Genomic DNA, 4,611 nt, shown 5'->3' with positions numbered 1-4,611 from the left:
CTTGTCTTGACCGAAACGCTTAGCACGAGGAGACCTCAGCGCGATTTCGGTCGCTGATGCGCTGTCTTGACCCAAACACATGCGGAGGGAACCTCCGCGTGATTTGGGTCGCTAAACCCTCGGCAAAGCCTACGTATCGCGCATCGCTACGCGGACTGAGATTTAAGCATGTCTTAACCACCTTGGTGACTGCTATATGTGGATTGTTGAGTAGGTAATTGCTACGCTCGGACGGTTTGTTAATTGTATTTTGAAAGTCCTTTTAAAAAGCTGCCGGATCTACACAAATAAAAATTAGTTTCGGTTGAGGTTTATTTACCCCCCAACCCCCTTCATCAGGGGGCTGTTGCCCCCTCCCCTGTTCAAGGGGAGGGCTGGGGTGGGGTAAAGGACTACGATCGCCATCATCTCTGAGACTAGTGGCATGTGCGCTGAATCGATCGGACGCTATAATTAACCAATATATATCTTCAGTACTTAGGGCTATTGTCGCGATGTCTTCAGAACAACAAATAGCTGCGAATAGCATTATGTTTGTGAAGGGTAGTGCGATGGCTGAATCGATCGGCGAGTATGACTGGTCGCAAACCCCTTTGGGCGAACCGTCGAGCTGGTCGGGGATTTTGAAGACAGTACTGAGTATTGTGCTGACTGCACAGCAGCCAGTTTTTTTGTGGTGGGGGCAGGAACTGATTCAGTTTTATAATGATGCCTATCGCCCGCTTTTGGGTACTAGCAAGCATCTTCAAGCACTAGGGAAACCAGGTTGTGAGTGTGGGCAAGCAGTTTGGGAGACGATCGAGCCGACGATCTCTGCTGTCATGCAGCAAGGTGAGACAATTCGGATTGAAGATGGGCTGCTGACGATCGACCGCGATGGCGATCTAGAGGAGTGTTATTTTAACTATACTTACAGTCCGGTCAGAGATGAGAGCGGTGCGGTGGCTGGGGTCTTGTGTGTATGCGAGGAAACCACCAACCGAGTAGTCGGAGATCGCCAGCTGCAAACTCTCCGCGAATTAGCAGCACAACCTGTAACACCACAAACTGTTGAGGAAGCTTGCCAACTGTGTCTGCGGGAGATCGCCAAGAATCCTGCCGATCTCCCGTTTGCGTTGCTATATCTGATGGATGAGCCGACTGCCTCGGCTCGTCTAGTCGGTACTGCGGGGATCGAATCTGGCACGATCGCTAGTCCCGATCGGATCGAGCTAGCAAGTCACCCTTGGTATCTGGAACGAGTGCAGCACGCGGGACAAGCAGAATATATAACCGATTTGGCGACTCGATTTGATTGGCTGCCAGATAGTAGCTGGAGTGTACCACCAGCGGCGGCAATCATCCTGCCGATCGAGCGATCGGCAGCACGAGTATCGGGATTCCTCATCTTGGCACTCAGTCCCCGTCGCGCCTTTGATGAGAACTATCGCGGTTTCGTGGAGGCTGTTGGTAGCCAGGTCGCGATCGCGATCGCCAATGTGCGCGCTGCCACAGCAGAACGCCTGCGTGCGGAGGCTGTCGCCGCCCTAGCGCGCGCGAATACTGAGTTTTTTAGCAATGCGCCGGAATTGCGGACACTACGAGCCTTGATGTTGTCGCTATCGATCGATGCGATCGGGACTAGCGATCGCCTGCTTGATGCTACTCGGCTTGAAGTAGAGCCAGAGGATGATGCTTACCAACCGATCGATTTGGCTGCCGCTACTGCCGAACTTGAGAGTACATGTGGCTTGGTCGAGCCAACGAGGATCGAAGTACCAACTGTCGAGGTTGGCAATGTAGATCCGATGAGATTGTTAGTTAACTCAGATGCGGACGTTCTCAAGTTCTCTAGATTGCTTGCAGTTGGGGAAGTTGAAACATTTATAGTGACTTGGACATTCATATTAGCTCACTCCCATTTGTTTCAGTGCTTTCCACAGATTAATTCGGCGTTTATGCACCACTTTCCACTGCGCCAAGAGAGTTTCATAGTCCAGTGGGGATAATTCCTTCAAAGCAACCATCCACTGAGCATGTTTGCTGTACTCACCATTCTGGACTAACTCTGGTTTAGGCACAAATTGGTGAAGATTGACTTTCCAATAATTCATCACCAGATCGAATAAACCATCGGGTGCAGATGCTTTGAGATACTCTCTTCGAGATTCATCACTTTGAGTAGAAAATTCTTGAGGACGAATCACCATTCGATCGAATTGAGGATAGCCAGATTGTCCTTGATGATAGATCTCAGTCAAATCTTTAGTCAATAATCGCAGTCGATCGTAATTCTCGCATAATTGAGATCGGTCATTAGGTAAATTATCGAGCCATTGAGTTATTTGTGCTTGAAACCAATTTACTCCTTTTTGACGATCGCCTACACTTTCAATCAACCAATGAAGCTACCAGCTATCGACTTTTTTCCAGCTATAAGATTTCGTTCGACTAACAACATAATCTCGCCAGGATGTAAACAAAGCTTGGCGAGTGATTTCCGATAGAGGAATTTCAACAAAGGCAGCAAACATACTCGACCAATTAAACCATCGATCGATCCCTATTTGTTGAATCTCTAATGCATTAGCTCGTTCGGTTTGATTCAATCCCTGTGCAGTTTGCTGATAGTAGCGCAGCAACGTATTAATATTTGCTGAATTGCGATCGTAATATAATCCCTGACTAGCTACCAGCATTGAATTTTCTGGTGTCCAGGCTACATCACTGCGATCGTGTTTTAGTAATGAACTAAGTGTTTCTTCGATTGCTACCAAACTTTCTGGATAATTCTGTTCATTTAATAATTCCTCAATAATTGGCAACCCATTTTGCCACTGTTGATAAATTGTTGTTCGTAATTCTTTTAAATAACGATCTGGTGCATATTGCTCGATTGAATGTAAATAAAACTGCTGCCAACAAGAATGTATATCTGCTAAGATGCTCTTCCAAATAGCTGCTTCTTTATTTGCCGTTAATCCTGCTAAAATAATCTGCCGATCTGGTTCTGACAAATGAATTAGAAATGCAAAAACTGTACCACTATTTAATTGTATTTCCTGGAATTGCTGTTCGTATTCGCGAATACACTCTGCAAACTGAAAAGCATCTTGTCCTTGATGCCGAATATTTAGCCATTCTCCTTGCAATACACAATCAGTTAAATGCTGCTCTAAATACAACCCATCCATAATTTCCATCCAATCTGGAATGCCTGAAGCAACATCTGTTTCTGCATCCAGAAGTGCTGTGACAAAATCAGGTTCGGGACTAAATTCATACTCGAATGCGATCTGGATTAGCGGCTGCATCTTATTGGCAACACTCTCTAAATCTTCAATAAATGTAGTCGTGTCAAAATAGGGTTGTTCCCAATCAGCTTCTCGAACGATATATTTCCCTTCCTCTTCCGCAGCTTCGGAAACAATCATATCCCACTCTCGCCATAATCCAGCCCATACCTCCGCCTGTTTTGCCAGAGAAACTGTTGCTACAGCAGTCGCTTTCGTTGCTGATAGTGGCGGTGATGGATCGAGGATTTGTCTGACAGTTTTTTGGGTATCTGCCGGAAGTTGGGAGATAGCTTGTTCCTTTAATTCAGAAGATAAAACTCCTAATAGTGCATTAATTAGTTGAGAAATTTCTAGTTGAGTTAAAGCCTTGAGTAACTGATTCGATTTGCTTGGATTATCTGAATTCTGTTTTGACATCTTGACTTTGCCCTTGCCTCCTAATATTACTCAATGACATCAATCGATGTTTACGTTACTAGCTCCACAATCCAAATCCCCGCTCGATCGTAGAAATCAACACTAAATTCTACCTCACAACTCAACTGGCGACGAATCGAACAACCAGTATCCCCCAACAATAATCCCAACCAGACATCCACCAAACTCAAACCTGACTGCTGCTGTAGCTCCACCAACAACATCTGACCACATTCTCCCATCACAGCTCGAATCCGACTCGCCCACAGCTCGATCTCCTCCCCATGTGCGATCCCCAATACCAAGTCGGATACCCGCGCTACCTCCATTTCCTCAGTTACCACCTCATCGCTAATTTCCGCTAACGCCTCAGCCACCGACAGCTCCCGCACCACACTACTGCGCTCATAGCCTCGCTCCACCTCCGGTAGCTCTGGAGCCTCAATAAACTGCTCCAAATCCACAAAACTCGATTGCCGCACGTACACATCGAAAGCATCCAACGGCAAGCAAGGCTCCCGCTCTGGATGAGACAAATAGCCAATCTCCGCCAGCGTCACCGCACAGCGATCGCCATAAATCTCCCCCAGCCGTAAGATCGCCTCCCCCGCCACCGCTAACTTCTCACTCGTCGGCAGAAACTCGATCGATTCGGATACTCGATCGAGCAATCCAAACAAGTCAGCATCTATTAGAGTTCTAGCAGCCGTATCCAGGTAGCCCCAAAGTGAAAGTTGGATTACTTCTGACATGAGCTATTAATCCCTAATTGTCATGTGACTTCGATTGAGATAATCGGTGCTGAAGGTAAACCATCACCTACATTTACATAATCAAACTGCTGCACTTACACTTGTTCTCCAGCAAAGTGAAAAATACCAGCTACAGATAAATGTGGCTCCTCCAACCAAACTTGCCG

At 46.7% G+C, this 4,611-nt stretch carries 4 protein-coding genes; 1 reads left to right on the top strand and 3 read right to left on the bottom strand.

The annotated features are described in order from the left end of the window. Positions 1-494 precede the first annotated feature (494 nt). Positions 495-1,988: a GAF domain-containing protein gene (locus ACEW9I_RS07960; RefSeq protein WP_373539820.1), complete on the top strand. Its 1,494-nt coding sequence runs from the start codon at positions 495-497 to the stop codon at positions 1,986-1,988. Here ACEW9I_RS07960 and ACEW9I_RS07955 read toward each other — a convergent pair. Genes ACEW9I_RS07955 through ACEW9I_RS07945 form a run of 3 tightly spaced genes read right to left on the bottom strand, consistent with a single transcriptional unit; the run spans position 1,887 to position 4,444 of the window. Further along, positions 1,887-2,378, bottom strand: a complete 492-nt coding sequence (locus ACEW9I_RS07955) for a hypothetical protein (protein ID WP_373539819.1) — start codon at positions 2,376-2,378, stop codon at positions 1,887-1,889. The genes ACEW9I_RS07960 and ACEW9I_RS07955 overlap by 102 nt on opposite strands. Before the next feature lie 9 nt (positions 2,379-2,387). Continuing rightward, positions 2,388-3,692, bottom strand: a complete 1,305-nt coding sequence (locus ACEW9I_RS07950; protein WP_373539818.1) for a hypothetical protein — start codon at positions 3,690-3,692, stop codon at positions 2,388-2,390. Between the two features lie 50 nt (positions 3,693-3,742). Then, positions 3,743-4,444: a hypothetical protein gene (locus ACEW9I_RS07945; protein ID WP_373539817.1), complete on the bottom strand. Its 702-nt coding sequence runs from the start codon at positions 4,442-4,444 to the stop codon at positions 3,743-3,745. Between the last annotated feature and the right edge of the window lie 167 nt (positions 4,445-4,611).

This window comes from Chamaesiphon sp. (assembly GCF_041738855.1).
In the GTDB taxonomy this organism is placed as follows: domain Bacteria; phylum Cyanobacteriota; class Cyanobacteriia; order Cyanobacteriales; family Chamaesiphonaceae; genus Chamaesiphon.
Note: the sequence above shows the minus strand (reverse complement) of the source record. Positions and strands in the feature narration are given on the sequence as shown.

Bases quoted from the DNA above. Each gene is read 5' to 3' on its own strand.
- ACEW9I_RS07945 (WP_373539817.1), bottom strand. From the start codon at position 4,444: ATGTCAGAAGTAATCCAACTTTCACTTTGGGGCTACCTGGATACGGCT.
- ACEW9I_RS07950 (WP_373539818.1), bottom strand. From the start codon at position 3,692: ATGTCAAAACAGAATTCAGATAATCCAAGCAAATCGAATCAGTTACTC.
- ACEW9I_RS07960 (WP_373539820.1), top strand. From the start codon at position 495: ATGTCTTCAGAACAACAAATAGCTGCGAATAGCATTATGTTTGTGAAG.